This window comes from Acidimicrobiales bacterium, from assembly GCA_035512495.1.
Lineage (GTDB): Bacteria > Actinomycetota > Acidimicrobiia > Acidimicrobiales > CADCSY01 > DATKDW01.
Genome location: DATKDW010000034.1, coordinates 1 through 26,198, shown reverse-complemented (window position 1 = coordinate 26,198; position 26,198 = coordinate 1). Strand labels below are relative to the sequence as shown.

Annotated in this window: 28 protein-coding genes; 3 read left to right on the top strand and 25 right to left on the bottom strand. The window is 71.6% G+C overall.

The features are described from left to right. Positions 1-115 precede the first annotated feature (115 nt). A complete protein-coding gene (locus tag VMN58_04125) occupies positions 116-1,957 on the top strand; it encodes a hypothetical protein (protein HUF32379.1) in 1,842 nt (613 codons plus the stop codon). On the opposite strand, the gene VMN58_04120 is transcribed toward VMN58_04125, so the two are convergent. Then, positions 1,954-2,157: a hypothetical protein gene (locus tag VMN58_04120; GenBank protein HUF32378.1), complete on the bottom strand. Its 204-nt coding sequence runs from the start codon at positions 2,155-2,157 to the stop codon at positions 1,954-1,956. The two genes, VMN58_04125 and VMN58_04120, sit on opposite strands and share 4 nt — an antisense overlap. 98 nt (positions 2,158-2,255) lie before the next feature. Here VMN58_04120 and VMN58_04115 point away from each other — a divergent pair, with 98 nt between their 5' ends. Further along, entirely contained in the window at positions 2,256-3,017 is a 762-nt protein-coding gene (locus VMN58_04115; protein HUF32377.1) for a crotonase/enoyl-CoA hydratase family protein, read from the top strand. Here VMN58_04115 and VMN58_04110 read toward each other — a convergent pair whose 3' ends face one another. The 13 genes from VMN58_04110 to VMN58_04050 all read right to left on the bottom strand — a co-directional run bounded on the left by VMN58_04110 (position 3,018) and on the right by VMN58_04050 (position 14,287). Beyond that, positions 3,018-3,422, bottom strand: coding sequence for an NUDIX domain-containing protein (locus VMN58_04110; protein HUF32376.1), 405 nt, complete (start codon positions 3,420-3,422; stop codon positions 3,018-3,020). Continuing rightward, positions 3,419-3,901 carry a GNAT family N-acetyltransferase gene (locus VMN58_04105; protein HUF32375.1) on the bottom strand — a complete coding sequence of 161 codons (483 nt, stop codon included), beginning with the start codon at positions 3,899-3,901 and terminating at the stop codon, positions 3,419-3,421. Before VMN58_04105 ends, VMN58_04110 begins: the two co-directional genes overlap by 4 nt. Positions 3,902-3,906: 5 nt before the next feature. Continuing rightward, positions 3,907-4,443: a hypothetical protein gene (locus VMN58_04100; protein HUF32374.1), complete on the bottom strand. Its 537-nt coding sequence runs from the start codon at positions 4,441-4,443 to the stop codon at positions 3,907-3,909. A gap of 60 nt (positions 4,444-4,503) precedes the next feature. Continuing rightward, entirely contained in the window at positions 4,504-5,010 is a 507-nt protein-coding gene (locus tag VMN58_04095; GenBank protein ID HUF32373.1) for a DUF4193 family protein, read from the bottom strand. A gap of 402 nt (positions 5,011-5,412) precedes the next feature. Further along, positions 5,413-7,029, bottom strand: coding sequence for an FAD-dependent thymidylate synthase (locus VMN58_04090; GenBank protein HUF32372.1), 1,617 nt, complete (start codon positions 7,027-7,029; stop codon positions 5,413-5,415). Positions 7,030-7,095: 66 nt separating this feature from the next. After that, a complete protein-coding gene (gene map, locus VMN58_04085; GenBank protein HUF32371.1) occupies positions 7,096-8,043 on the bottom strand; it encodes a type I methionyl aminopeptidase in 948 nt (315 codons plus the stop codon). Then, positions 8,040-9,245 carry a M20 family metallopeptidase gene (locus VMN58_04080; protein ID HUF32370.1) on the bottom strand — a complete coding sequence of 402 codons (1,206 nt, stop codon included), beginning with the start codon at positions 9,243-9,245 and terminating at the stop codon, positions 8,040-8,042. The genes map and VMN58_04080 overlap by 4 nt, the downstream gene beginning before the upstream one ends. 48 nt (positions 9,246-9,293) lie before the next feature. Beyond that, positions 9,294-9,905 (bottom strand): hypothetical protein, encoded by a 612-nt coding sequence (locus tag VMN58_04075; protein ID HUF32369.1) that lies wholly within the window; start codon positions 9,903-9,905, stop codon positions 9,294-9,296. Continuing rightward, the gene (locus tag VMN58_04070; GenBank protein ID HUF32368.1) at positions 9,902-12,550 is read right to left on the bottom strand and encodes a DEAD/DEAH box helicase; all 2,649 of its coding nucleotides are present in this window, start codon (positions 12,548-12,550) and stop codon (positions 9,902-9,904) included. Before VMN58_04070 ends, VMN58_04075 begins: the two co-directional genes overlap by 4 nt. Then, complete coding sequence (gene tatC, locus VMN58_04065) at positions 12,547-13,338, bottom strand: twin-arginine translocase subunit TatC (protein HUF32367.1); 792 nt, start codon at positions 13,336-13,338, stop codon at positions 12,547-12,549. Before tatC ends, VMN58_04070 begins: the two co-directional genes overlap by 4 nt. After that, a complete protein-coding gene (gene tatB, locus VMN58_04060; protein ID HUF32366.1) occupies positions 13,338-13,712 on the bottom strand; it encodes a Sec-independent protein translocase protein TatB in 375 nt (124 codons plus the stop codon). Before tatB ends, tatC begins: the two co-directional genes overlap by 1 nt. A gap of 9 nt (positions 13,713-13,721) precedes the next feature. Beyond that, positions 13,722-13,925, bottom strand: coding sequence for a hypothetical protein (locus VMN58_04055; GenBank protein ID HUF32365.1), 204 nt, complete (start codon positions 13,923-13,925; stop codon positions 13,722-13,724). 29 nt (positions 13,926-13,954) lie between these two features. After that, entirely contained in the window at positions 13,955-14,287 is a 333-nt protein-coding gene (locus tag VMN58_04050) for a hypothetical protein (GenBank protein HUF32364.1), read from the bottom strand. A gap of 85 nt (positions 14,288-14,372) precedes the next feature. Here VMN58_04050 and VMN58_04045 point away from each other — a divergent pair, with 85 nt between their 5' ends. Further along, complete coding sequence (locus VMN58_04045; protein ID HUF32363.1) at positions 14,373-15,110, top strand: glycerophosphodiester phosphodiesterase; 738 nt, start codon at positions 14,373-14,375, stop codon at positions 15,108-15,110. Between the two features lie 144 nt (positions 15,111-15,254). Here the strand turns inward: VMN58_04045 and lepB are convergent, their stop codons facing one another. The 11 genes from lepB to VMN58_03990 form a co-directional block, all read right to left on the bottom strand. Next, positions 15,255-15,911 (bottom strand): signal peptidase I, encoded by a 657-nt coding sequence (gene lepB, locus VMN58_04040; protein HUF32362.1) that lies wholly within the window; start codon positions 15,909-15,911, stop codon positions 15,255-15,257. A 21-nt stretch (positions 15,912-15,932) separates the two neighbouring features. Continuing rightward, on the bottom strand, positions 15,933-16,871 hold the full coding sequence (locus tag VMN58_04035) for a WYL domain-containing protein (GenBank protein HUF32361.1): 939 nt from the start codon (positions 16,869-16,871) through the stop codon (positions 15,933-15,935). Then, positions 16,871-17,794 (bottom strand): WYL domain-containing protein, encoded by a 924-nt coding sequence (locus VMN58_04030; protein HUF32360.1) that lies wholly within the window; start codon positions 17,792-17,794, stop codon positions 16,871-16,873. Before VMN58_04030 ends, VMN58_04035 begins: the two co-directional genes overlap by 1 nt. 31 nt (positions 17,795-17,825) lie before the next feature. Beyond that, entirely contained in the window at positions 17,826-18,896 is a 1,071-nt protein-coding gene (locus VMN58_04025) for a DUF3866 family protein (protein HUF32359.1), read from the bottom strand. 12 nt (positions 18,897-18,908) lie between these two features. Then, complete coding sequence (pafA, locus tag VMN58_04020) at positions 18,909-20,276, bottom strand: Pup--protein ligase (protein ID HUF32358.1); 1,368 nt, start codon at positions 20,274-20,276, stop codon at positions 18,909-18,911. A 49-nt stretch (positions 20,277-20,325) separates the two neighbouring features. Next, positions 20,326-21,003: a proteasome subunit alpha gene (prcA, locus tag VMN58_04015; GenBank protein ID HUF32357.1), complete on the bottom strand. Its 678-nt coding sequence runs from the start codon at positions 21,001-21,003 to the stop codon at positions 20,326-20,328. Further along, positions 21,000-21,830 carry a proteasome subunit beta gene (prcB, locus tag VMN58_04010; GenBank protein ID HUF32356.1) on the bottom strand — a complete coding sequence of 277 codons (831 nt, stop codon included), beginning with the start codon at positions 21,828-21,830 and terminating at the stop codon, positions 21,000-21,002. Before prcB ends, prcA begins: the two co-directional genes overlap by 4 nt. A gap of 45 nt (positions 21,831-21,875) precedes the next feature. Next, entirely contained in the window at positions 21,876-23,909 is a 2,034-nt protein-coding gene (locus VMN58_04005; GenBank protein ID HUF32355.1) for a beta-propeller domain-containing protein, read from the bottom strand. Positions 23,910-24,025: 116 nt separating this feature from the next. Next, positions 24,026-24,223, bottom strand: coding sequence for a ubiquitin-like protein Pup (locus VMN58_04000; GenBank protein HUF32354.1), 198 nt, complete (start codon positions 24,221-24,223; stop codon positions 24,026-24,028). A 17-nt stretch (positions 24,224-24,240) separates the two neighbouring features. After that, on the bottom strand, positions 24,241-25,728 hold the full coding sequence (dop, locus tag VMN58_03995; protein HUF32353.1) for a depupylase/deamidase Dop: 1,488 nt from the start codon (positions 25,726-25,728) through the stop codon (positions 24,241-24,243). Positions 25,729-25,785: 57 nt separating this feature from the next. Next, positions 25,786-26,198 (bottom strand): proteasome ATPase (locus tag VMN58_03990; GenBank protein HUF32352.1); only part of this gene is annotated, 413 nt, incomplete at its 5' end.

Sequence of the window (26,198 nt, the reverse complement as noted above, 5' to 3'; positions counted from 1 at the left end):
GTCCGCGCCGGGCCCCGCGATGGCGTGGGGCACGAAGACGTTCGCCTGGCCCTCCTCCCGATGACCGCCAACCCGGTTCTGAGCGGCGGCCGGGCGCGGGTAGCGTTGTCGCCCTATGTCCCGCCGGATCGAAGTCGAGCTCACCAGTGCGAGGGACGACGGCACCTGGACGTGGCGAGCCGCCGGCGCCCGCCAGCCCAAGGGCGTCCTCGACGGCGGGCTGCTCTACTCCGACGCCAAGGTCGGCGACGTGGTGCGGGCCGACGCCGACTTCGACGTCGACGGCATCACCGTCACGGCGGTGCTGCCACCCAAGGGCGCTCGGCCGGAGCCGGAGCGCCTCGAGGTCATCGGTCCCGAGCGCGAGTTCACCCCCGTCACCTCCACCCTGGCCAAGGGGGGCAGGGACGACCGCGGTGACCGCGGCGACCGCCGTCCGCGCCGTGAGGGCGACCGAGACCGCCGTCCCGGACCCCGTTCCGGCCCCGGAGGGCGTCCCGGTGCCGGCCGGCCCGACCGCGGCCCCCGGGCCGAAGGCGACCGCGGCCCCCGGGCCGAAGGCGACCGCGGTCCCCGGGCCGAAGGCGAGCGCGGGGCCCGCCCCGACCGTCCACGCCGTGAGCGCCCGGCCCCGCCGCCCCCTCGGCCCAAGGCCAAGAAGCTGCGGCCCCGACGCACCCACCGCGACGCCCTCCTCGCCGCCCTCCCGCCCGAGCAGCACCCGATCGCCGAGCAGGTCCTGCGTGGTGGGATGCCGGCGGTGCGCACCGCGCTGAACGAGCAGAACACCAAGGCCAAAGCCGAAGGCAAGCCCGAGGTGCCGGTCCCGGCCGTGCTCGCCATCGCCGAGGACCTCCTCCCCCGCTTCCGCCTGGCCGAGTGGCTCGACCGTGCCGAGGCCGCCGCCGCCGACGCCGAGGAGCTGTCGCTGAGCGACCTGCGCTCCGTGGTCGTGAGCGCCGACGACGTCAGCCGGGACGAGCGGGTGCGCGCCATGGCCGACTCGCTGAAGGCCGTCCTCGACCGGCGGGCCCCCGCCGAGCTGCAGCAGTGGATCGATGACGTGCGGGGCTCCGTGACCTCGGGGCGAGTGGTGCGGGCCCTGCGCCTCGCCGCCCGGCCGCCGCGGCCCAACGAGGTGCTGCCCGCCGACCTCGTGACCGCCCTGGTCGAGGCGGCCGGCGCCGCCCTCACCGCCGAGATCGAGCCCGACCGCTGGGCCACGGTGCTCGATGCCGTGGCCTACTCGCCGGTGCGGCGCGACGTGATGCCCGCAGGCATTCCGGCCGAGCCTGGTGAGGAGCTCCTCGTCGTGGTCCGCAAGCACGCCGGCCGCTCGCCCGCCATCGCCGCGCTGTTCGGCGTGGACGCGCCTGCCCCCAAGGGCAAGGGGCGACCCGGCAAGGGACGGACTCGCTCGGGCGGTGCCCCGGCAAGACCGGCGCCGGCAGGCCCACCCGTCCTCGGTCCCGGTGGCCGCCGCATCCCCCCTCCCCCACCCCGCCGCCCCGAGCCCGCGACCTCCGCGACCTCAGCGGCCGAGGCGCCGTCCGCGCCGCCAGAGGCGCGGACACCCGAGGCCGCAGCGGAGCCTGCGGCGCCCGCGGCGCCCGCGGCGCCCGAAGCCATCGTCGAAGGAACAGCGGCAGCCGAGGCTCATCCGGAGTCGCCGGTGGACACCCCGGCGGCCGTTCCCGCCGAGCAGGCACCCACCCAGCAGGCGCCCCTTGCCGACGAACCACCGGCCAGTGCAGCTTCGGCCCCGGCTGCAGCCCCGGCCCCGACACCAGCTGAGCCGGTCGAACCCCCGGCGGGGACGGCGGTCGACGCAGCGACGACCGAGGCGACGCCCCGTGGTGACGACCCCCGGGCCCACGGCGACCAGCTGCTGGCACCCGACGGACCACCGCCCTCGTCGCCCGGCGACGGCGACGACGGGGCGGCGTCCTCCTCCTAGCGCTCGGAGGCAGGCCGGGGGCTGAGGACCGACGAGCTCGAACCCCGACCGGCGTAGTCGCCGCTCCCCCGGTGCTCGTCCCACCGTGCGCCGCAGGCTTGGCACACGCAGGCGTCGAGGTCGAGCGACCCCAGGTAGAGCCGGTCGACCTCGTAGCTCTCGCAGAAGGGACACCGGAGGTGCCCGTCGTCGGTGCTCACCGACGACGAGGCTAGCGACGCCGACGGCCCTCGCCGGGGCATTCGTCGGTGACGGGACCATCAGTGGGGTCACCGGGCACCCACTAGGGTGCCCGGCCATGGTCGACTACACCCAGCACGGACGCGTCGCCGTCCTCACCATCAACCGCCCCGAGGCCCGCAACGCCGTCAACGGCGAGGTCGCCGCAGCCATGGAGGCGGGCATCGACCGTCTGGAGGCCGACGACGACACCTGGGTCGGCGTCATCGCCGGTGAGGGCACGGTGTTCTCCGCCGGCGCCGACCTGAAGGCCATCGCCAGCGGTCAGGCGGCCGCCCTCCAGACCGAGCGGGGCGGCTTCGCCGGCATTGCCCGTCGCGAGCGCACCAAGCCACTGATCGCCGCGGTCGACGGCCCTGCCCTCGCTGGAGGCTGCGAGATCGTGCTGTCGTGCGACCTCGTGGTGGCCTCCACGCGCGCCGCCTTTGGCATCCCCGAGGTCAAGCGCTCCCTGATCGCCGCGGCCGGCGGCCTCTTTCGCCTCCCGCGGGTGCTTCCAGCGAAGGTCGCGATGGAGATGGCTCTCACGGGAGACCCGATCGATGCCGAGCGGGCCCACGCCCTCGGCATGGTCAACGAGCTGGTCGAGGACGGCAAGGCCGTCGAGGCCGCCATCGCCCTCGCCGAGCGGATCTGCGTCAACGCCCCCGTCGCGGTGCGCGAGAGCATGGCCGTGGTCCGCGCCGGGGCTCTCATCGACGACGAGTCGGCATGGCGCCTCACCAACGAGGGCTTCGGCCGCGTCGTCGCCACCGAGGACTTCAGCGAGGGCCCCAAGGCCTTCATCGAGAAGCGCGCCCCGGAGTGGAAGGGCCGCTAGTTAAAGGATCGTGGGGATGACGCCGTGGTCGTGGAGGAACTCCGCGAGCCCCCCGACCAGGCCCATCTCCCCCACGTCGGGGAGGGGCACCCAGGCAGCCTCTGAGGCGTCGTCGCCGGCAACCGGCTCTTGAGGCTCGAGCAGGTGCACGGTGAAGTCGAGGATGACCAAGTGGCGGTCGTCGTCGAAGCGCTCCACCACCCCGAGGAGCGCCCCGCACACACCCTCGATGCCGGTTTCCTCCGTCAGCTCGCGCACGACGGCCTCGGCGAGGGTCTCACCGGCTTCGACACGACCGCCGGGGACCGACCAGTCCCCCTGGGCGGGTCCGTGGCCCCGGCGGATGAGGAGGAGCCTGCCGTCGTCGACCGCCACCGCTCCCACGCAGAGCTCGGGTGGCCTCATGCCCCTGCCTCCCCGGTGAGGCTGCGGTGGACGATGATGGCACGGGCGGTGAACCCGAACGTCTCGAAGAAGTTCTTGGTGCTGCGGTTGCCCGGGAGGGCCAGGGCGTCGACGCCGGAGCAACCGCGGCCGCGGCACCAGTCGAGGACCTCGTTGATCATGGCCTCCCCCACCCCGACGCCTCGGGCGTCGGCCTCGGTGTAGATGTCGGTGACGACACCGAGGAGCTCAGCGTTGCGCAGCTCCTCGACGTGAGCGGCGGCGAAGCCGACCACAACGTCGTTGATGGTACCGACGACGACGAAGCGGTCCGGGTCAGCGACCGCCTCCTCCAGGGAAGCTGCCGCCGGCACCCCCCGGGCCTCGCGCTGGGACCAGACCGGTCCGCCCCGACCAGTGGCCTGCTCGGCGATGGCCTCGACGACGAGGTCGGCCAGGCGGGCCACGTCGTCACGGGTGGCGAGGCGAGCGCCCTCCACGCCGCTCAGGCACCGGCCTGGAGCTGCGCCACCTTGTTGAGGATGGTCTTGCGGCCGCGGTGGGCGCCCTCGTAGGCACGCACGGCCTCGAGCTCGGTAGCGCCGAGCCCAGAGAGCCTCGGCACGACCTGGGAGGCCGACAACGAGTCGTAGTCGGGGATGGCCAGCGCGGCGGCCCCGGGCCCACTGGTCGGGGTGGGCGACGGTGCCGGGGCGGCAGGCGCAGGTGCCGTGGTGGCCGGTGCCGTCGCGGTGGTGGCGCTGCTCCCGTTGCTCGAGCTGGCATCGCCCAGCAGGCCGAGCTGCTCGAGGGCGGTGGCGGCCTGATGGCGGGCGTCGTCAAGGGCCTTGGTGGCCTGCACCTGCCCCTGCTGGACGGCGAACTGTCCGACCATCTTGGCCATGGTCGCCTGGTTGGTCAGCTGCTGACGACCACGGTCGGCCAGGTCGGGCAGCAACTCCCGGGCGGCGAGGGCGAGGCCGACGGGGGCGAAGAGCACCACATCGAGGGCACGGTCGAGGGGCGTCTTGTCGTTGCTCACGACCCGATGTTCCCCGATCGGGACGACAGATGAAAGTCGAGGGTGCCGTGCCGGCCGTGGTCAGTCGCAGTCGCGGCAGAGCTGGGCGGTGGGATCGGCGAGCTGACTCGGGTGCTTCACGAGGAAGCAGGACTGGCAGACGAACTCGCCGGGCGCCCTGGGGCGGACCTTGGTGCCCTCGACCTTCTCGTCGGTGTCGGGGACCTCGTCCTCGTCGTCGTCATCGTCCTCGTCGTCGGCCACCACGAGGCGGTCCTTCAAGATGGTGTCGAGGTCGGCCTCGACGTCGTCGGGGTCGGGCTCCTCCTCCTCCTCCTCCTCGTCGGTGTCGTCGTCCTTGGCGGCCTTGTTGCCCTTGGCCTTGACGGGGACGACCTCGTCCTCTTCGTCGGCCGCGTCGGCCGCGTCGTCCTCTTCGTCGTCCGTGTCGGCATCGACCGCGAGGTCGTCGGTCTCGAGGTCCTCGACGAAGGCGTCGTCGTCGAGGTCGTCGTCGTCGAGGTCGTCCTCGTCGTCGATCTCTTCGTCGAGATCGTCGGTCACATCGTCGTCGAGGTCGTCGGCCATGCCAGTCCTTGGAGGAGGGGGGGGTTCGCTGCGCGATCGGGTCGAGGCGCGGGCGACTCTATCCACTCCCGCGCTGCGTGCAACCTGCGGGAGGCGGGCCGGGCACAGGGAGGGTGGGCCCGGCGAGCCGTTGGGGCCATCGGGGGACGCCGGTCCGGCGCGCCCGCGACGTTTGCTACTGAGCTCGTCGGACCCTCCCGGTCCCTGTGTGCCACCACCCTCTCGGGCGGAGTGCCCCGCCTTCATGCCACGCGGCGCCGGCGACTGTCAAGGTGCTGACCCGATCCGAAACACCCCTCCTCACCTGCGCAGACGCGCGTCGCGGCTGGTCAGGAGGGTGGAGAAAAGAGCAATCGACTCGGGACCCTGGTCGCCGCCGAGCGCCAGCCTGACCCCAGCGCCCTACCGGCTGCTGCGTCGCTGTTCGGCGCGCCGCTCGGCGTCGAGGCGCTCGAGCTCGGTCTCGCCGTGGTCGACGAAGCTCATCATCCGTGCCAGGGCGTGGTGACCCGCCTCCTCGGCGATGAGGCGGTGCATCTCCTGGCAGACACGGCGGTAGGCGGGGTGACCCTGGGGCGTGGTGCGCAGCTCCAGGAGGTGCATGGCCTCCCGGGCGTTCATCTGCATGCTGTAGCGAACCCGGTAGGCGAGGCTGACGGCGTAGCTGGCCTGGGACGGGAAGCGCTCGACGAGGGTGTCGTGGAGCTGGCCCGATCGGTCCATGGCCTCATGGAACTGCTCCGCCGCTCCCGCCGCCTCCACCGCCTCTGGCACGGCGTAGCCGTGCCTCGGGCTCAGGGCCTGCCACTCGATGGTCAGCATGCGGTGGCGCTGCAGGTCGCGAAAGGCCCCGTAGTCGGAGCAGATGTCAAAGCGGTACGCCACCCGCTCGAGCGCCCGACCGGGCTTGTGACGGCGGTTCGACCGGTCGCCGGCGTAGGCGTCGACGAGCGCCACCCGCTCCCCCGCGCTCATCCGGGCGACCCGCTCGGCGATCTGGCTCTCGGGAAGCGAGAGGTGCGGGTAGAGCATGGCGGCGAGCACCTTTTCCTCGCCCTCCGGGTCGAAGTCGACGAGGCTGACCTCGGGCGCCGGCCCGGGCTCGACTCCCTCGAAGAGGCGATCGGCTGCCACCTCGACCTCCTCGCGGGTGGCCCGGAGGTAGTCGGACCAGGCGCCGCCTCGCTCGGGGAGGTCGACGCGCTTGAGGAAGCTCGGGATCACCTTGCGGAGCTCGGTGAGCATCATGTCGGCGTAGCGGCGGGCCTCGGGCAGCGGGGACGCCCGCATGCGGAGCAGCAGCGCCTCGTAGCCCTGTCCGGTGCCGTAGATGCCCACGTTGGAGAGCGACCCCGCCGGGAGGATCCCTCGTACCGCATCGAGCGCCTTGGCCTTGATCGAGGTCCGGTACACGAAGTCGGAGTCACCGGGCTCCTTGGGGTAGCGCTCCTTGCACCACTCCCCCACCAGCGGCACGAGCTCGGCGTAGGCATCGAAGAGCCGGTCCATGTCGCCGACGTAGCGGGTGCCGAGGGGCGAGGCCAGCACGTCGGGGTCGCGGAAGTACCGGTAGCGGCCGCCGAGACGGGCGTCATAGGCGATGTAGCGGGTCGACTGCTCGAGGTAGGCCATCAGCCGGCCCCACTCGAGCACCTTGGTCAAGACGTTGGAGGCCTGCTCGCAGGCCAGGTGCACCCCACCGAGCTGGGCGACGGAGTCGTCGCCGTACTCGAAGAAGACCCGGTCGTAGAGCTCTTCGGCCCGGCGGAGGCCCACGGTGGCGTCGATCGAGGCGTCACCCTCGATGTCGAGCTCGCCGACGAACTCGTCGAGGAACAGCCTGCGGAGGCTCTTGTGGGTGCGGCTGTAGCGGGCGAACAAGGCGCCCTTGACCACCTCAGGCAGGTTGACCAGGGCGAACACCGGCCCGTCGAGGTTGGTGACGTAGCGCCGCAGGACGTCGGCCTCCTCGTCGGTGAACTCCTCGACGACGTACGTGGGGGCGAGCGCGAGCGACACGACCGGGAGCCTACGGGTGCACCCCGGCCGCGCGGTGGAGGCTCGGTCGGGTGCGCCCGGCGCCCGCTACGACGGAGGCGGGGTCAGGATCTCCACGCCGCCATCGGTGACGAGGAGGGTGTGCTCGAACTGGGCGGTGCGACGGAGGTCGGCCGTCACCGAGGTCCACCCGTCGTCCCACATCACCTGGCGCCACGTGCCCATGGAGATCATGGGCTCGATGGTGAAGGTCATGCCGGGCTCCATGACGGTGTCGGCGGCGGAGGTGTAGTAGTGCGGGATGTGCAGGTCCGTGTGGAACTGCTCGCCGATGCCGTGGCCCACGAAGTCGCGGATCACGCCGTAGCCGTGGGCGGTGGCGTGGTCCTCGATCGCCCGGCCGATGTCGGAGATCGGACGGCCCGGCCGCACCGCCCCGATGCCGAGGTCGGTGCACTCCCGGGTGACGTCGATCAGGCGCCGGGACGCCTGGTCGATCTGGCCGACGGCGAAGGTGGCGTTGGTGTCGCCGTGGACACCGTCGAGGTAGAGGGTGACGTCGAGGTTGACGATGTCGCCGTCGCGCAGGGCCCGGCTGTCGGGGATGCCGTGGCAGACGACCTCGTTGACCGAGGTGCACAGCGACTTCGGGTAGGGGTTGTCGGGACCGCCGTACCCCAGCGGACTCGGGTAGGCCCCCTTGGCGATGGCCATCTCGTGGGCCATCTCGTCGATCTCGTCGGTCGTCATGCCAGGGACGATGGCGGCACCGACGGTGTGGAGGACGTCGGCCGCCTCCATGCCCGCGCGGCGCATGCGCTCGATGACGTCTGCGCTCTTGACCAGGGGCTCAGGGTGGTGCCGGACGTAGCCGAGTGTCACGTACTCGGGTCGGGCGATCTCCTCGGGGACGGGGCGCATCGGGCTGATCACCCCTGGGCGCACGGCGTCGATCGCCTCTTTGTGGCAGCGCTTGAACTTCTTGCCGCTGCCGCACCAGCACGGGTCGTTGGCCTTCATCTTGGTCATGCTCATCTGCGTCGGTCGTCTCCGTCGGCGGCGCCGAGAGGGGTGAAGCCGGCGCGCACCCCGTCGAGGGCACCGGGGCGGGCCCAGAGGTCGGCGATCGTCATGGCCATCGCCTTGGCCCCGTCGACGACGGCACGGTCGCCTTCGGGGCCGCCGGCGAAGCGCGCGAAGTCGTCAGTGTGGATGGAGACCCCCCGGGGGGCGACCTGCAACATCGGGTGGATCGAGGGCACCACCTTGCTCACGTTGCCCATGTCGGTGCTGCCAACCACACGGGTGCCGGAGGTCCGGGGGTCGGTCAGGTGCCGGCCCACCGAGGCGGCGTTGGCGGCGAAGAGGGCGCCCAGCGCCGGGTTGTCGACCATCTCGTCGTAGGGACGGTAGGCGACCCGGTGCTCGCACCGGCACCCCGTGGCCGTCGCGCCGGCCTCGAAGCAGGCGACCACTCGCTCCTGGAGGGGCGCCAGGCCGTCCGCGCCCGCGGAGCGGACCATCCACTCCATGGCGGCGTGGCTGGGCACGATGTTCGGCTTGCGCCCACCGTCGGTGAAGATCCCGTGGACCCGGTCGGTGGCCTCGATGTGCTGGCGCAGCGCCCCGATGTTGACGTAGGCGAGGACCGCGGCGTCGAGGGCGTTGCGGCCCAGGTGCGGGTAGGCGGCTGCGTGGGCGCCCTCGCCGAACCACTCGACCTCCATGGTCACCGCGGCGATCGCGTCCATCGAGAGCAGGTCGGCATCCGCGGGGTGGACCATCATCGCCGCATCGACGCCGTCGAGCGCTCCCCGGTCGATCATGTACGCCTTCCCGGCGCCGCCCTCCTCAGCGGGGGTCCCAAGGATGCGAACCCGGCCGCCGGCGTCGCTGGCGAGGGCGGCGGCAGCGAGACCGGCCCCCAGTCCAGCGGCGGCGATGACGTTGTGGCCGCAAGCGTGGCCGACGCCCGGCAGGGCGTCGTACTCGAGGCACACGGCGATCGTCGGCCCCTCGGCGCCGACCACGGCGTCGAACGCGGTGTCGAGCCCGAACGCCCCGGGGGTCACGTCCACGCCGGCGTCGCCGAGCGCGGCAGTGAGCACCGAGTGGGCGTGGTGCTCCTCGTAGCGGAGCTCCGGATGGGCGTGGATGTCGCGGGAGATCTCGATCAGGGTGGGGGCAAGGGCGTCGACGCGCGCCACCATCTCCGACCGCAGGTCCTCGACATCCACGGCATCCACCCTATTGCCTGACCCCGTCGACCAAGCCAGCGGAGACGATCAGACGACGACCGTGAGGGCGTCGGGCTCGACCCGCAGGGACAGGTCGCGGGCGCGGCCCACGACCTCACCGTCGAGCCGAACGGTGAGCGGACGCTCGAGGCGCACCTGGGTCGCTGGGCGACGCGTCCCGGTGATCGCCGGGTGCGGGAGGTGAGAGCCAGTGGGCAGTCGGGCCCGGACCTTGAGGACCTCGACGAGGGGGACGCGGGCGTCGTACGCGTCGAGGAGGCCGTCACCGGGGTGGGCCCGTGGCCCCACGTTCCACCCTCCGATCCAGGCGGCGTTCATGGCCACGAAGGCGCGACCCCGCCACCATGGCCCTCGGGCGACGAGGTGGGCAACGAACCAGTGCAGCCGTCCGTCGAGCATGGCGGCGCCGAGGTCACAGGGGAAGGTGGCGGCCGACTGCGAGCGGAGGCGGGCCTCGTCACCGCGGCCGCCGAGCGTGCGGCACAGGTCGCCGCCGAGCAGGCCCAGGGGTGGGACCGGCCTCCCCGACCGCCGGGCATCGGTGACCACAGCGCGCGCTTCGGCGTCGGAGCGCACCACCACGCCGTGCGGAGGGAGGGGCCGGCCGACCTCGCCCCACGCCTCACCCTTGCGGATCATCGCTCCCCTCCGCTGCCATCGTCGTCGACCCCCAGGCTCGACGAGGCCGAGACGACCCCACGGAAGAGTGCGTCGGCGGCCTCCCTCGCGGCCGTCGCGGTGGCCGCCACCGGCGCCACGTCGCCGACCTGGCGGAGGAGGTCGATGAGCTGCTTGACGTTGCGGACGAAGTCGCCGCCCGAGAGCTCCTCGTCCTCGAGGATCGCCGACAGCCCGTCACCGGCCGCCCACGCGTAGGCCAGCGCCACGAAGCCCGGGTCGAGCGGGCGGGTCGTCGGGAGCCCCGCCGCCTCCTCGGCGTCGACGAGGCGAGCGTGCATGGCGACCAGACGCGCCCACCGGGTCCGGACCTCGCCCGAGGGGAACCACGGAACTGGCGGCTCACCCGGCCCACGCGCCTCGAAGGTGAAGGTGGAGACGAGGCCGGCGAGCGAGGGCGGGTCGAGGCCGTCGAGGAGCCCGGTCCCGATCGACTCGGCGAGGAGGAGGTCGGCCTCGTGGTAGATCCGACACAGGCGGACGCCGGCGTCCGTGAGCGACCAGCCGTCGACGCATCCCCAGCGCTCGAGGACCTCCAGGACCCGCTCCAGCTGGTGGACCAGGGATGCCCGGCCGGCGCCGGCCTCCCGGTGGAGGCGCTCCCGCTCTCGCTCGAGGCGCTCCACCTGGACCGCCGCCCGACGGTGGGCGACCAGGTCGGGACAGGCGGCGACCGGGTGGTCGGCAACAGCCTTGGTGAGGGCCTCGAGGGTGGCGTCAGCACGCCGGTCGGCGTGGCGCGACCTGGTACCCGAGCCCAGCTTCGCACGAGCCAGGCGCCCGGCGACCTCCCGCTGGAAGGCCGTGGAGTTGGGTTGGTACGGCTCGGGCAGGGCGACGCGCCCAAGGCGACGGGGCGCTTCGGGGAAGTCGTCGGGTCCGAGGCTGAGGCGCCGACGCGTGGCGGTGAGGACCCTCAGCTTCACGTTGCCGTGGCGCCGGGTGGCGGTGAGGACCACCGCCGGACCCCCCGACTTCCCGCCAGGCACCCGCACGACGTCACCGGGGGTGAGGCGCGCCAAGGCCTCGTCGACCTCCCGGGCCTGCGAGGGCCGGTTGCGCCGAGTCTCGGCGAGGCGGCGCTCGAGGTCGACCAGCTCGGCGGCGTCCCCGAGGCGGCACTCCACCCCCTCCCGTTCCCGGGCCAGGCGCCCAGCGCTGCGGTCGAGGGCTGCCTCGATCCGGACGACGTCGCGGTCGGCCTGGTACTGGGCGAAGGAGAGACCGAGCAGGTGCTGCGCCGTCTCGGGGTCATAGCGACGGATGAGGTTGGCTGCCATGTTGTACGTGGGGCGGAAGGCGGAGGAGATGGCGAACGTGCGGGTCGACACCAGCGCTGCCACCTGCTCGAAGGTCACGAAGGGCGACCAGAGCACCACCGCGTAGCCGACCTCGTCGATCCCGCGGCGCCCGGCTCGCCCGGTCAGCTGTGTGTACTGGCCCGGTGTGAGCATCTCGTGGCGCTCGCCGGTGAACTTCGAGAGCTTCTCGATCACCACCGCCCGTGCCGGCATGTTGATGCCCAGCGCCAGCGTCTCGGTGGCGAAGACCACCTTCACCAGACCGGCGGTGAAGCAGGCCTCCACCGCCTCCTTGAACGGCGGCACCATCCCCGCGTGGTGGGCGGCGATGCCGGCCTCCATGCCCAGCATCCAGTGCTGCCAGCGGAGGACCTCGAGGTCGGCTCCGGACAGACCTGCCAGGCGGTCGCCGCAGATGGCGCGGATCTGGTCGCGCTCCTCGCGGCTGGTCAGGCGCACCCCCGCCTCGCGGAGCTGGGTCACGGCGTCGTCGCAGGCGGCCCGGCTGAAGATGAAGTAGATGGCAGGGAGCATCCCCTCGTCGTCGAGGCGGTCGATCACCTCGGCCCGGCGAGGGGTGTGGAGCCTCCTGCCTCCGGGGCGCTCGTCGGTCCGGCGACGCGGTCCACGGATGGCCTCGGCGTCGAGGCGGGAGGCCTGCGGGTTGGGGCGGGCCTGGACGAGGGTCGGGAGGAGGTGCGGTCGCTCGGCCGACCGGTCTCCGACCAGGTACAGGTTGTGCAGCTCGACCGGCCGGCGTTCCTCGATGATCGTCGCCGTCGGCCCTCGGACGGTGCTGATCCAGTCGCTGAGCTCCTCGGCGTTGGAGGCAGTTGCCGAGAGGCAGATCAGGCCGACGCCGGGGTCGAGGTGGATGATCACCTCCTCCCAGACCGGGCCTCGATACGGGTCCTGGAGGTAGTGGACCTCGTCGAGCACCACCCATCGCAGCCCACCGAGGGCGCCGGACCCGGCGTAGATCATGTTCCGGAGCACCTCGGTCGTCATCACGACCACCGGTGCGTCCCCGTTGATGCTGTTGTCACCGGTGAGGAGGCCGACCCGGTCGGCACCGTGGCGACGGGCGAGGTCGGCATACTTCTGGTTCGAGAGCGCCTTGATCGGGGTGGTGTAGAAGGCCTTCCCGCCCCTGGCAAGGGCGTCGGCGACGGCATGTTCCGCGACGACGGTCTTGCCGGAGCCCGTGGGCGCGGCCACGAGCACGCTGCGGCCTTCGTCGACGGCGTCCATGGCCCGGCGCTGGAAGTCGTCGAGGGGGAAGTCGTAGGGCGGGGTGTGGGTCACGGTCGCTTCAGGATGAACCGGCCGATCTGGATGTTCGCCTCGTAGAACAGGCAGAGCGGGATCGCCAGCGTGAGCAGGGTGAAGGGGTCGCCAGACGGGGTGATGACCGCGGTCGCCACGAAGATGATGACGATGGCGTAGCGGCGCCACGACGCCAGCTTGCGCCAGTGGAGGACCCCGGCGATCTGCAGGAACATGAGGACCACTGGGAACTCGAAGCCCACACCGAAGGCCAGCATCATGAAGGTGACCAGGCTGAGGTAGCGGCCTGGTGTGTAGAACGGCTCGAGATCTTGCCCGCCGATCTGGACGAGGAACTCGAGTGCCCGGGGGAACGACCAGAGGGCGAGGGCGGCACCGAGTAGGAACAGCACGATCGAGGACAGGACGAAGGGGATGGCGTAGCGCTTCTCCTTGGCGTAGAGCCCGGGGGTGATGAAGCGCCACAGCTGCCAGAGCACCACCGGCGACGCCAGCACCAGTCCCACGTACGCCGCGAGCTTGATCCGGATCGAGAACCCCTCGAGCGGGTCGGTGACGATCAGGCGGCACTCACGGTCGGCAGGGAGGATCTCGCAGTAGGGGTCGATGAGGATGTCGAGGATCTGCGGGTAGAGGATCCACCCCACGGCCGCCCCGGCGGCGATGGCCACGGCCGACTTGATGACCCGGGAGCGCAGCTCGGTGAGGTGTTCGGCGAGGGACATCTGCCCACCGTCGCCCGACCCGGGCGCGGCGTCCGGATCGTCCTCCCCGCCGCCGAGGCCGCGGCGCGAGCGCAGCGCCATCAGTCCGACCGACGGGCGTCGCGGTCCGTGGCTCCTGCCGACGACGGGTCGGCCTCGCCATCGGCGTCGTCGCCGTGACCGTCGTCGACGACGGGCTCAGGCGGGGCGAGGGTGGGATCGGCGGCATCACGCTCGGACCCCGCGACCGGCGGCGGCGTCGCCATCGGGGTGGGGCTCCGCTCGATCGTGGGGTTGCCCTGGACTGGCTCCTTCATGGCGTCGCGGAGCTCGGCCTGGAACCCGGAGCTGACCTTGCGCACCTCGGAGACGACCTGGCCCACCTTCCGGGCGGCCTGGGGGAGCTTGTCGGGGCCGAGGACCACCAGGGCGACGAACAGGACGACGAGGAGCTCTCCGGTACCGACGTTGAGCACGGTTCGAGCCTACCGGGGGGTGTGGGAGGCGACGGTGGCACCGGAGCGCCGACCGCGTCGCTCAACCGTGGCCATCGCAGCGGAGATCTCGCTGAGCCTGGCCAGCTCGGTGGCAAGCTCGCCGGCGGCCGAGGCCGCTTGCCGGACGAGGGCAGCGATCACGAGCCCGCCGAGCACGGCGACGAGGGCCGGGACCATCCAGATCGGCGACATCTCAGCCCGCTCCCGGCACGGGAGCGACCCTACCCGTCGACGACCATCGACGAGAGGTCCTCGAACCAGCTGTCGCCCGCCAGCAGGTCGTGGAACGCCAGGAGGTCGTCGTGGCTGAGGGGCGGGCCGGTGTGGACCTCGCTCAGCTCGGCGGGGAGGTGCCACACCTCGGCGGTCACGCCGGAGGTGATGAGCAGGTCGACGATGCGGCGCTCGGCTGCCTTGGTCACCGCCATGGTGCAGCTCGGGCACCTGAAGGCGTAGGAGCCGGCGTCGTCTGCGGCACAGACCCGGACCGTGACGTCACGGATGGAGAGCTCGACGTCGCCGCAGTCGGGGCAGCTGGCTCGGATGGTGGCCATCGGGGGTCTCCTTCGCGTCTTCCTTCCGCTTTTCATCGGCGCTCTGGTGTGCGACTTGAGTGACGATCTCGCGAGGATGTCGGGCATGGCCCCGCGCATCGCCCCCCTCCTGGACCCGCCCATCGGCTTCGCTCACCGGGGAGCCCGTGCCCACGCCCCGGAGAACACCCTCGAAGCCTTCACCCTGGCGGTGAGGCTGGGGGCGACGGGCCTCGAGAGCGACGCCTGGCTCACCACCGACGGCGAGGTCGTCCTCGACCACGACGGGTTGGTCCGCACCGGGTTGCGGCGCCGCCCGATCAGCGAGGTCCATCGCCGCGACCTCCCCTCGCACATCCCAACGCTGGCCGAGCTGTACGAGGAGTGCGGGACGGCGTTGCCCCTCTCCCTCGACGTCAAGGACCCCGACGCCGCCCCCGGGATCGTGGCGGTGGCGCGCGAGGCCGGCCAGGAGGCGCTGGGCAACCTCTGGCTGTGCTCCTGGAACTGGCGCCACGCAGCCGAGTGGCGCGCCCTCGACGACGACATCCGCCTGGTCGACTCGACCCGGATGAAGTTCCTCCGCAAGAAGGGCCCCGAGCGACGGGCGGCCACGCTGGCCGACGCCGGCATCGACGCCGTGAACCTCCACCGGGACGACTGGACGGGAGGCCTCACCACCCTCTTCCACCGCTTCGGGCGCTACGCCCTCGGCTGGGACGCCCAGCACCGCCGCCAGCTCGACGAGCTCATCGACATGGGCATCGACGGCGTCTTCAGCGACCACGTCGATCGAATGGTCGCCGCCCTCCAAGGACTCCCCGACCCCGGCGACCCCATCTGAGAAAGAGGCCTCTCAACTGGAAGCGAGCGGGTGGCACCGAGGGGAGGGGCCCGCCGCCGGAGCTTGCGGAGGCGGTGGGAAGGCCCCGCTCGGTGACGGGCCCCGTGAGCCCCGCTCGGTGACGGGCCCCGTTGGCCGCCGCCCCTAGAGGAGCGATAGGTCGGTGAGGGGCCACACCTTGATGAAGGCGCGGCCGACGATGAGGTCCTCGTCGATCGGCCCGAAGAACCGGCTGTCGCTAGAGTTGCCCCGGTTGTCGCCCATCACGAACACGTGACCCTCGGGGATGCGCACCGGTTCCATGTCCGCCGTGGTCGTCCCCTTGAGGTAGGGCTCGTCGAGGGGGCGTCCGTCGATGAGCACCACGCCGTCGACGACCGAGATCTCCTCACCGCCGAGGCCCACCACCCGCTTCACCAGGTCGTTGATGGTCGATGCCATCTCCTCGGGCGGACGCTCGAACACCACGAGGTCGCCCCGGTTCACGTCGTGGAGCTGGTAGGAGAGCTTGTTGACCAGCACCCGGTCCTGGTCCCGGAGGGTGGGGAACATCGACGCAGACGGGATGAAGAAGGCCTGGATGAGAAAGGTCTTCACCACCATCGCCACGGCGAGGGCACCGACGATGATCGCCACCCACTCCACGATGTTGCGGAGGCGGCCGTCGTCCTCCAGCCTGTCGTCGTCGTCGACGTCGTCGACGTCGTCGAGCTCGTTGACGCCGAGGTGGTCGACGGTGAGCGCGGTGGCGCGAGTGGGGTCGTACGGGGGCATCGGGTCGACGCCGGGGCGGTGTGGCACGTGGTGCTCGATCGGTCGAGGCTACCTGGAGGTGTAGCGATCCAGGACTCGCGCGGCGGCTGCAGCGGCGGTTCCCGATGCGCCGGACACCACCGTCGCTGAGGGCCCGAGTCGCAGGAGCAGGCGCTCGAGCCAGGCCCGCTCGCTGACGGCCAGCGTGACCCTGGTTCGCCCGCCGGATCGCTCTTCGACCGACTCCACCGGGTACTGCTCGACGACCCAGCGGGCGGCGGGGGCGAGGTCGAGCACCACCCGCGGGTCGTCGGCACGGGGGTCGTAGACGGCGAGGTCCGGTGCCGTGGCCGGCGGGTCGAAGCCCTGGTCGAGCAGGTCGAGGCCCCGGATGCGGTCCACGCGGAAGCGTCGGGGGGCCGTGGCGAGGTGGCACCAGGCGTGGAGGTACCACTCGCCGTCGGCCGCGAAGACCCCGTGGGGGTCCACCACCCGTCGCGTCCTCGTGTCACGGCCGTAGGCGTAGTAGTCGATCTCGACCTGCCGGTTTTCGGCGACGGCCTGGCGGAGGAGCTCGAGGACGCCGGCGGGAGCGACGCCGAGCTCGACGTCGAGGGCGTCGGCGGTGTCGATGCCGAGGACGGCAGCCACCTTCTCGAGCGCCCGTGCGAGCGGTCCTTCCGCCTCCGCACCCGGCACCGCCAGGAGGGCCGTCCCCGCGGCTACGAGCGCCAGGCCGTCCTCCGGGGTGAGTCGCAGCGGCTGGTCGAAGTAGTCGGCATAGCGGATCCAGACCCGCCCGTCACCGACATCGACCTCCATGAGGCTGTCCGGCGTGAAGGGGTGGACCCCGCAGAGGAACACCAGGTCGAGCTCGGCGATGAGCTCGGCCTCGGTGAGGTCGAACCGGGTGCAGACCTCCTCGATGGACGGCCCGTCGTTGGCCACCACCCACGGGACGAGGGCGAGGAGACGTCGCAGCCGGTCGTCGGCGCTGGGGCGACCCATCAGGACACCAGCGCTCGGAGCCACGCCACCATGTCGTCCCGCAGCTCGGCTGGTTCGAGCACCTCGGCGTGGTCGAGGAAGCCGAGGGCGAAGGATCGGAAGGCGTCGCGGTTCGTCACGGTGAGGGTGACCTCGACCGACCCGTCGTCGAGGTGGTCGACCAGCGCGTCGGGGCCGATGTGGTCCACCGCCCAGCCCGCCTGGTCGACATCGATGCGCAGCCGGGCGGCGACGGGCGCCTCGTCGCCCATCTGCCAGGGTTGCGGCGTCCCGTCGACCGGGCGGTCGGGCCGGTCGAAGACGCCGGGCTCGCCGGCCTCCACCTCCCCGTCGATGCGGTCGAGGCGGAAGCGCCGCTCCCCCACCCGGTCATGGTCGAAGCCATCGAGGTACCAGCGACCGCGGGCGTACGAGAGTCGGTAGGGGTCGACGACTCGGTGCCGGTCGCGGTAGCCGAACGTGACGGTCCGACGCTCGGCCACCGCCGAGAACAGCGGGGTCAGTGCCGGGATGGCGGGGATCGCGGCCACGGCGGCCGATGTCGGAGCGGGGGTGGCCGGTGCCCCGCCGAGCTTCCAGATCGCCTCATTGCCCCGCAGTCCCTCGAGGCGGACGGCGGCGGTGGCGAGGTGGAGGGCGGCCAGCTCGTCGGTGTCGAGGCCGGGGTTGCGCAGGGCGTACTGATCGCGCCGGATCGTGTAACCCTCCACTCGCGGGTCGCTGTCGGTGATCTCCTCGAGCTCCAGGGGGATCCCCATGTCCTTGAGGGCGTCTTTGTCCCGCTCGAAAGCCCGTCGGAAGGCGGATCGGTCCTCATAGTCCGGGTAGCCCGGCACGCGGGCCTGGAGCTCGGCCGCCGTCAGCGGCCTGGAGGCGTTCAGGAGCGCGGCGGTCAGGTTGAGGAGGCGCTCCAGGCGGGACACGGCCCGATCGTACCGGTGGCCCCGTGAGGGTCTAGAGGACGAGGGCAGCCGCCGCGGTCCCGGCCGCGCCGGCCACCGCGAAGAACCCCGGGTCGTCGTCGGGCGTGCGCCCCATGGAGGTCACGCGCAGCCGCATCAGGGCGAGGAGCGATGCCACGTCGACGTCCTCGACGGTGAGGAGCCGGTGACGGTCTGTCAGGCCGGCAGCGTCGAGGTCCGCCCGGACCCGTCCCTCGTGGGCACCCGCGGGCACGCCGATGGTGGCCCGTGCACGGGTGGCCAGAGCCAGTGCCGTCAGGGAGTGGTGGCTGACCCCCTGGTGGCGAAGGCGCGGGTCGGCGAGCGAGTACCGGACCGCGGCGACGGGCTGGCCCCCCAGCGTCTCGGTCAGGTCCAGGGCGGGACCCACCTCGAGCGCCGAGTAGCCGAGGCGGGTGGCGGTGCCGACCACGCCGGGGCCCATGGCCACGATGATCAGATCGGCCTCGAGGAGGTGGCGGGCCACGAGGAGCCCCGAGGCGACGTTGACCGCCTCGTGGTCACCACCGAAGGCGTGCCCGGCGGTGACGGTGCCGTCGACCAGGCCGACGTCCACCATGGCCGCCACCAGGTCGGACAGGGCCAGCGGGAGGGCCGCGCCATCGGTCATGAGGTAGACGACGCGGCTGTCGGGTCGTTGGTGCTTGAACGCCGAAGCGACGCACGGGACCTGGCTGTGGAGGCCGCAGACCACGACCGGCACGCCATCGAGGTCGTCGGCCTCCGCGAGCACGCCGGCGTGGAGCTCCTCGGCGGCGCCCGTGTCGACCTGGAGGCTCGTGTAGCGGAGCTTCATGATGTGGCCCGGCCCCGGCAGCTGGAGGGTGTCGCATGCCAGGTTCCAGTGGACGACGTGCCAGCCACCGGTCCCGAGCCCGAGCTCCACGGCGGTGGTGTTGACGATCACCTCGTCGCCGACCTCCACGGGGCCGGTGAGCTGGGTGAGGACGTAGGCCCTCGAGCGGGCGCCGGCATCATCACCGGAGAAGTCGACCTCGACCCGCTGGAGGCCAGGGCGTTCAGCGAGGAGCACCGAGACGGTGGCGGTGCGGAACGTCGGCACGAGGGGAGCCCGTCAGAGCGAGGCGATGAGCCGCTCGACCCGCTCGTCCTTGGCCTTGAAGGGGTCCTTGCAGAGCACGGTGCGCTGGGCCTGGTCGTTGAGCTTCAGGTGGACCCAGTCCACCGTGTAGTCCCGCTTGCGCTCCTTGGCCTTGCGGATGAACTCACCACGAAGGCGGGCCCGCGTGGTCTGAGGTGGCTCGAGGCCCCCGGGTCCGGCCCGGTCGATGGCCTCGTCGGTGCAGACGCGGTCGACCAGGCCGCGAGCTTCCATGCGGTAGTACAGCCCCCGATCGCGGTTCACGTCGTGGTACTGGAGGTCCATGAGGGCGACCTGTGGCGAGGTGAGAGGAAGGTCGTGGCGCTCGCGGTAGCGCTCGATCAGGTTGTGCTTGATGACCCAGTCGCACTCGCGGTCGAGGGTGAGCGGGTCCTTGGCCAGAGCGGTGAGGCAGTGCTCCCACATGGAGAGGGCCTGTTCCTCGAGCGGGCTCACGCCCTTGGTCTCGGCGTAGCGCAGCGCCCGGGTGAGGTACTCCGACTGGATGTCGAGGGCGCTGGCCTCGCGCCCGTTGGCCAGCCGGACGCGCTTGCGGCAGGTGGTGTCGTGGCTGATCTCACGGATGGCGCGGATGGGGTTCTCCAGGGTCATGTCGCGCAGGACCACCGACGGGTCCTCGAGCATGCGGAGGAGGACCGACGCCGCACCCACCTTCAAGAAGGTGGCGTACTCGCTCATGTTGGAGTCGCCGACGATCACGTGGAGGCGCCGGTAGCGCTCGGCGTCGGCATGGGGCTCGTCGCGGGTGTTGATGATGGGCCGGCTCCGCGTGGTGGCGCTCGAGACGCCCTCCCAGATGTGCTCCGCCCGCTGCGAGATGCAGTACATGGCGCCTCGCGCCGTCTGGAGGACCTTGCCGGCCCCCGCGTAGATCTGGCGGGAGACGAGGAAGGGGATGAGGACCTCGGCGTAGTGACCGAAGTCGTCCCGCCGGCTGGTGAGGTAGTTCTCGTGGCAGCCGTAGGAGTTGCCGGCCGAGTCGGTGTTGTTCTTGAAGAGGTGGATCGTGCCGCGGATCCCCTCCTCCCGCAGGCGCTGCTCGGCGAAGGTCAGCAGCTGCTCGAGGATGCGTTCGCCCGCCTTGTCGTGGACCACGAGGTCGTAGATGGAGTCGCACTCCGGCGTGGCGTACTCCGGGTGGCTGCCGACGTCGAGGTAGAGCCGAGCGCCGTTCTCGAGGAAGACGTTGGAGCTGCGCCCCCAGGACACCACCCGGCGGAACAGGTACCGGGCCACCTCGTCGGGGCTGAGACGGCGCTGCCCGCGCTGGGTGCAGGTGACGCCGTACTCGTTCTCCAAGCCGAAGATGCGCCGATCCACGGGGCCACGCTACCGGCGCCGACCGCCGCGCCCGTGCCAGTGGTCCGGTTCAGCCGAGGAGGCTGGTGAGCTCGTCGCCCTCGATGCGACGGAAGGCCCGCCCAACGATCGACCGCTCGAGCACGGCAACCTCGAGCTCGTCGGCGCCGAGTGCGCGATCGGGCCCGGCAAGGGCCCCGACGCTGGCCCGCAGCGTCGCCTGGAGGTCGCCGCCATCGATGTAGCCCTCACCGAGCCGGGTGGCGATGGCCTCCGCCTCCCCCCCGAGGACCACGAATCGGGTCTCGTCGACGACGCTGCCGTCGTAGAGGAGGTGGAAGAGCTGGTCACCCGCCGGTTCCGCGCCGACCTCGGCGATGAGGATCTCCACCTCCATGGGCTTCATCTCGTGGGTGAAGATGTTGCCGAGGATCTGGGCGTACTGGTTGGTGAGGCTCCGGGCGTCGACGTCCTCGCGGCTGTAGCTGTAGCCCTTGAGGTCGGCGGCGCGGACGCCTGCCCTCCGGAGCTGGTCGAACTCGTTGTAGCGACCCACGCCGGCGAACGCGATGCGGTCGTAGATCTCGCTGATCTTGCGCAGGTTGTTCGAGGTGTTCTCGGCGCAGACGAGGATGCCCCCGCCGTAGGTCGCGCCGACCAGGCTGCGGCCCCGGGCGATGCCCTTCCGGGCGTAGTCGGCCCGGTCCTTCATCACCTGCTCGGGCGCCACGTAGAACGGCATGCTCATCGGCCCGACCTCCCGATCGACGGTGCCGCACCCGAGCTGGAGGTGCTCTCGGGGGTCGACATCGAGTCGACCAGCGACCGGAACCGATCGCTGACCTCGTCGTCGGTCACCCTGGTGAAGCCCTCGGCGGTGATGGTGGCCATCGTGGGGAATATGCCCCGGACCAGGTCCGGGCCGCCGGTGGCGGAGTCCTCGTCGGCCGCCTGGAACAGGGCCCGGATGGCGAGGTCCAAGGTGGTGCCCCGGTCGGCGTCGATGCTGTAGCCGGTCTTGATCACCATGCCGGCGTGGAGGCTCCCGGAGCCTGTGGCGGCGAACTCCCCCTCCTCGTAGCGCCCGCCGGTCACGTCGTACTGGAAGAGCCGGCCCGAGCCACGGCGGGTGTCGTAACCGGCGAAGAGGGGGACCACCGCCAGGCCCTGCATGGCGGCGGGCAGGTGGTTGCGGACCATGCCCGACAGCTGGTTTGCCTTGCCCTCGAGGCTGAGGTGGGTGCCCTCCACCTTCTCGTAGTGCTCGAGCTGCAGCTGGAAGAGCTTCACCATGTCCATGGCCGGGCCGGCGGCACCGGCGATGGCGACGCCGGAGTGGCGGTCGGCCGGGTAGACCTTCTCCATCGTGCGGTGGCTGATGAGGTTGCCCGACGTGGCGCGGCGGTCGCCCGCCATCACCACGCCGTCGGCGTACCTCACGGCGACCACGGTGGTGCCGTGGGTGACGCCCTCGAGGGGGCCGGTCGGGGTGGGGGCCACGTTGCCGGTGCGGCGGAGGAGCTCGGCGAAGCTGGGCCCCGGGTCGTCGCCAGGCGAGAAGGTCGGGAACGTCATACCCCGCGGAGGCTACCGCCTGCCGTCGGCCAGCAGGCCCCTCGGTCAGAGCCCGAGCCACCCCTGCGGGGAGACGGTGGCCAGGTCGGTGGCGAGGATGCCCGCCTCGGACAGGGTGTAGAGGGTGTCGCCGATCACGAGTGACCTGCTGATGGCCGCGTGGCGGTCGGCCGGGGCGTGGCCCTGGTGGCTGATCCGGCCCCGCTCGGAGAGCGACCCATTGCCGCCCACATCGACGGCGACGGCGCCGGAGAACGGTGCGCCCGTCGGTTCACCACTCTCGCGGTCGTGTAGGTACATCTCCATGGGCACGATCGCCACTCGGTCAGCCGCCCACCACAGGAATGCCCGGTGCTCGTGCTCCACGGGCGACCAGCCCCCGGGGAAGGAGATGCGGTCCTCCTCCACCGGCGCCGCGAGGTTGGTGACGTCGAACGTGGAGACCTGCGAGCCCAGGGTGCGCCCCTCGTTGGTGGCGTCCTGGCCCACCCCGATGAGGCGGCCATCCTCGGCGGGGTGGAGGTAGGCGGAGTAGCCGGGGATCTTCAGCTTGCCGAGCAACCTCGGCGCGTCGGGGTCCGACAGGTCGATGGTGTAGAGCGGGTCGGTCTGGCGGAACGTCACCACGTAGCCGATGTCGCCCTGGTAGCGCACAGCGTAGATCTGCTCCGTGGTGCCGAGGCCGGCGAGGCGTCCCTTCTGCACCAGCTCCCCACCCTCCTCGGCCAGGGTGACGACGACGCTCTCGCTCGGCGTGCGGCCGTCGAAGGAGTCGATGGTGGTGGCGACGCGGAGCGTCCCCTCGTGCTCCGACAGGGAGAAGCTGTTCAGCAAGCGACCCTCGACCCGGCCCGAGCCCAGGTACGGCGTGGTGGCACCGGTGGTGTCGAAGGCGTGCAGGTCGGTGGTGACCCGCTGGGGTTCGGGCGCGATGTCTCTCGTCGTTGCGCCACCATCTGCGGGGACGGCGACCTCGCAGCAGCCCGACCAGTTCGCGGTGGAGACGTAGAGGCGGTCGGTGGACGCGTACACGGTCTCGGCGTTGGCGACCACCGCGGTGGCGTCCTGCGGCTCCAGCGACGCGGTGACGTCGATGGTGAGGACGGTGATCATGGCCGTGCCGGCGGGCTCGGCCGGCCGCGCCACTGCGTCGCAGGCGACGACGGGGCCGTCGTCGTCGCTCGGGAGCCACGCGTCGAGCGGTGCATCATCCACCGCCTGCTCCGTCCAGGCGTCGAGCTCGCCCTGCTCGTAGACAGCCGGGGTGGGCTGGCCCAGGTCGGGGTGGGTCCGAAGCACCACGCGGGCGAGCGTCCCGGTCATGCGCGCGCTGGCGTAGTCGCCCTCGAACGTCTTGGTCTCCACCACCACCGGGTTCGACGGCTCGCTGATGTCGACGGTGGTGAGGATGGTGACCGGCTGGCCCACCACCATCATGTCGCTGTGGCTGTTGATCCCGCGGCCGGCCAACGGCTGCGGGCTCGCTGTGTCACGGTAGGAGCGGCTGAGGACGGTCACCCGGTTGCCGGTGAGGAGGAGCTCCGACGACGCGTTCTCGGGCAGGGCGGCCACGCCGAGGAGCCGGGGGCCGTCGTCCGCTGGCTCGACGAGATGGAGCTCGCCGCCCGCCACGGCCACGATGAGATCACCGTTGGTCTTCACCACGTCCGGCTCGTCGACATCGACCTCCTGGAGGTTGGTGCCCGAGAAGGAGTCGTCGCCGTCGGCACCGACATCGCCGGTGGTGGCAGGAGCCGGTGCGGCGAGGTCGCCGGGGGCCGCCTCGGCCCGTGCGCCGGCCGCGGACTGTCCGGCTGTGGGGCCGCCGACGGCGACGGCGTCGCCTCCCATGCCGAAGCCCTGGTTCGCCGTCGCGAGGGTCTCCTCCCGGAAGAAGGCGAGCAGCTCGTCGCAGTCCCCGAAGGGCTGCAGCGACGCCGCTGACGCAAACTCGACGCCGTCGACGGCGAAGGCTCGGCCGGCACCCGGCGGCGATGCCGGGTGCCGGTCGAGGCCCTCGAGGCCGACAGCGGCCCCGACGAGCAGGACGATGGCGGTGCACCAGGCGAGGATCTTCACGACGGGCCTCCAAGAGGTCGGATGTGCCAGAGATCGGATGTGGAGGTGGGACGCTCCTCCGGTGGCTCTGGTTCCCGGGCCCGGGTTGGGTCTTCAGGCCGTACGCACGTGGGGCGCTACTCCCCGCCCTTCTGCACGTATCCCTTGACGAAGTCCTCCGCATTCGACTCGAGCACCTCGTCGATCTCGTCGAGGAGGTCATCGATCTCGTCCTTGATCTTCTCGCCGGTCTCGGAGCCCGCGGGCGCTTCCTCGACGACCTCCTCGGACTCCCGCTTGGGGGTCTGACGCTTGATCTGCTCACGTTCGGCCATCGGGGGTCACCTCGTTGCTAGGCGTCCATCCGAGCGAAGAGCTCAGCTGGTGTCGCACATCCATCCAGTAGTTCGTCGACGATCGCCGCGGTGCCGCGGAGGGGCTCCATCATGGGTACCCGGCGGAGCGGTTCTCCACCGGTATCGAAGACCAGCGAGTCCCAGTTGGCGGCCACGACCTGGTCGGGCCAGCGCTGCAGGCATCGCCCACGGAAGTAGGCGCGGGTGGTGGTGGGCGGCTCGGTCATGGCCGAGGTCACCTCGTCGTCGGTGGTGAGGCGCTCGACCCCGAGCCGGGCGAAGAGTGAGCGGTCGGGCCGGAGGTCGTGGTACTGCAGCGCCAGCGCGGCAAGGCGCGGGTCGCCCCACGCGAGGCCGTGGCGCTCGGCGTAGGCGTCGAGCAGCTTGCGCTTGGCCACCCAGTCGAGCTGGTCGGCGAGCGACATGGGGTCGGTCTCGAGGGCGGTGAGCACCGCCTCCCATCGCCGCAGGATGTCGGTCCCGACGTCCTCGCCGACGGCGTCGAGGCCCCGCACCTCGGCCCACTTGCGGGCGTGGTCGAGGTAGAGCCACTGGAGCTCGAGCGCGGTGGCTCGGGTCCCGTCGGTCAGGTCCAGGGTGGCTGTCAGGTCGGTGTCGTAGGACACTCGGCGCAGGGCCTGCACGGGCGCGACGAGGGCGAGCTCGCGGGGAACTTCCTCGTCCTCGATCATGGCGAGGACGATCGCCGTGGTCCCGACCTTGAGGTAGGTGGCCACCTCGGAGAGGTTGGCGTCGCCGATGATGACGTGGAGCCGGCGGTACTTCGAGGCGTCGCAGTGCGGCTCGTCGCGGGTGTTGACGATGGGCCGCTTGAGGGTGGTCTCGAGGCCGACCTCCTCCTCGAAGAAGTCGGCACGCTGCGACAGCTGGAACGGGACGTCACGCGACGAGGTGCCCGGCGCCTCGCACCCCACCTTGCCGGCGCCGGTGAAGATCTGGCGGGTGACGAAGAACGGGATGATGCCGGCGACGATGCGACCGAAGGGCACCGCCCGGTCCATCAGGTAGTTCTCGTGGCAGCCGTAGCTGTTGCCCTTGCCGTCGCTGTTGTTCTTGTGGACGACGATCTCCTCGTCCGGCGCCAGGCTGGCCCGGGCGACGGCCATGGACTCGATCAGGATCCGCTCGGCGGCCCGGTCCCACACGACGACCTCGCGGGCGTCGATGCACTCCGGTGTGGAGAGCTCGGGGTGGGCGTGGTCGACGTAGTAGCGCGCCCCGTTGGTGAGCACGGTGTTGACCAGGTTGGTCTCGACCTCGGGCGGGAGGGCGCCGGCGGCGGTGTCGCCTCGGGCGTCGTTGCCCGGCGACTCGTCCTCGAAGTCCCACGCCACCCGGCGCTGCAGAGACGACACGTAGGCATTGATCAGCAGCGACGATGCCGCGATCGGGTTGGACTCGCCGCCACCCCGGAGCACGATGCCGTACTCCGTCTCGATGCCGCAGACCTTCCGGATCGCCACGGGTCGACCCTACCGTCGCATCATGGGGGTGCGGGCGTCATGGACGCCCCCTCGCGCTCACAGGTACTGCCCCGTCGCCACCCGTTCGATCGAGCGCCCGCCGGTGGGCTCCTCGCTGTGCTCCCTGCTGACGAGGGTGCGGACGTAGACGATGCGCTCGCCCTTCTTGCCGGAGATCTTCGCCCAGTCGTCCGGGTTGGTGGTGTTGGGTAGGTCCTCGTGCTCCTTGTACTCCTGGGTGATCGAGGCGAGGAGGTCGGCGGTGCAGATGCCCCGCTCGCCGCCGCGGATCACCCGCTTGATCGCCAGCTTCTTGGCCCGCCGCACGATGTTCTCGATCATGGCGCCACTCGCGAAGTCCTTGTAGTAGAGGATCTCCTTGTCGCCGTTCTGGTAAGTGACCTCGAGGAATCGGTTGGTGTCGTCCTCGCGGTACATCTCGTCGACGGTGTGGGCGATCATGTCGGGCA